This is a genomic window from Deltaproteobacteria bacterium (assembly GCA_026712905.1).
GTDB lineage: Bacteria > Desulfobacterota > Binatia > UBA9968 > JAJDTQ01 > JAJDTQ01.
In genome coordinates this window covers 1-1,629 of the sequence record JAPOPM010000232.1, presented here as the reverse complement: position 1 = coordinate 1,629, position 1,629 = coordinate 1, and the positions used below count along the sequence as shown (strand labels likewise).

The 1,629-nt window shown below is 62.7% G+C and carries 1 protein-coding gene; it reads right to left on the bottom strand.

What is annotated here, in order from left to right; translation table 11 throughout:
• Positions 1-387 (bottom strand): Arm DNA-binding domain-containing protein (locus OXF11_19915; GenBank protein MCY4489367.1); only part of this gene is annotated, 387 nt, incomplete at its 3' end.
• Between the last annotated feature and the right edge of the window lie 1,242 nt (positions 388-1,629).

Sequence of the window (1,629 nt, the reverse complement as noted above, 5' to 3'; positions counted from 1 at the left end):
GCGCTTCCCGATGATCTGGCGGTACAGCTTGGCGCTACGCTGCTTCAGGTGGCCGGGAGCATATTCGTCGAGGAAGCGCCGGGCGAGTTCCGCCATGGTGAACCCGCCCGACCTGGTGCGGGGCGTCTTCCCCTCAAGGTCGCGGCCGGTCCTGGCGAGGGTTACGATCTCTGCGGCGCGCGCCCGCGCGGCGGCCGGGGTGATGGGACCGTGGGGTCCGATGGTGGCCTTGATGGCGCGGCCCTCGTGACGGTACTTGACGATGTAGACCTTCCGGCCGGTGGGGTGCACACGAACGCCGAACCCGGTCATGTCGTCGTCCCAGACGACGCGCTCGCGCTCCGTGGGTCGGAGGGCGTCGACCGTTCGCTTGGTGATCTTGGGCATGTTGGCGCCTCCTTTGCTTCTCGATTCGGGTAGCGTTTAGGTACCCACAGGAAGTGAATCAGAGGGTTTATCCGCGACGCGACGTCAATGCCTTAACTCACTGAAAACACGTTGACTTGTCTACCAGTGGCGTCTCATGTCGCAGGTTAAAGAATAGTATAGCGAGTTACTCCCTGGCGTTCGAGTACTTCGTCGCCTTTGCCGCGAAGAGGCTGAAGACACGGCCGATTCGGTTGACGGTCGAGCAACTGACCTTCCCGCTGATCCTTGACTTCCTCGATGGACTGGAGAAGGAGCGGCACAACTCCGTTCGCACCCGAAATCTCCGGCTGGTGGCGATCAAGTCGTTCTTCCGCTACCTGGAGTTCAGAGCTCCCGCTTGCCTCGAACTTGCGCAAGGGTCCACGCGATTCCAGAGAAGCGGTTTGACAGGGGTGTGGTCAAATCCCTCGCCCTTGAGGAAGTACAGGCCATCCTCGACGCGCCTGACACCAGAACGGCGAACGGTGTACGAGATCGTGCGATGCCATCACCGCGCTCACGCGCCGATAAGGCCAGAATCAAGCGGAATTACAAGACATAGTCAGGCAGTCGATATAGTGGCGCCTATCTCTTGCGCGCGAGATAGCCGCCATTCCTGCGCCCTGCACACTTTGGATGCAGTGGACAATGACCTTCGGAAGGTGTCGATGTATTTGGGACATGCCAGTCTCAAGTCTACCGAGCCGTACGTGCGTGGAGACCTGATCGAACGACTGCGGGCACTCGCGGCCAGGGTTCCGCCTCAGCTCCGGAAAGGCAACTTCAAAAGCCCATCCGACCCGCTCCTGGCTTTGCTGGGTAGCGGCAGCCGCGCCTCGACCCGCCCATTCCCACCGGCTGTTTCGATGGTGTGCATCCGCGCACCGCCGCTTCCACGACCCGGCTCATCGGGAGCGATTCGCTTTTCAAGGGCCGGTCGGCTAACCTCGGAAACCATTTTCGCGGTGTACGCACGAGGGCCGCGCCATCAAGGCCACCATCGGACCCCACGGTCCCATCACCCCGGCCGCCGCGCGGGCGCGCGCCGCAGAGATCGTAACCCTCGCCAGGACCGGCCGTGACCTTGAGGGGAAGACGCCCCGCACCAGGTCGGGCGGGTTCACCATGGCGGAACTCGCCCGGCGCTTCCTCGACGAATATGCTCCCGGCCACCTGAAGCAGCGTAGCGCCAAGCTGTACCGCCAGATCATCGGGAAGCGC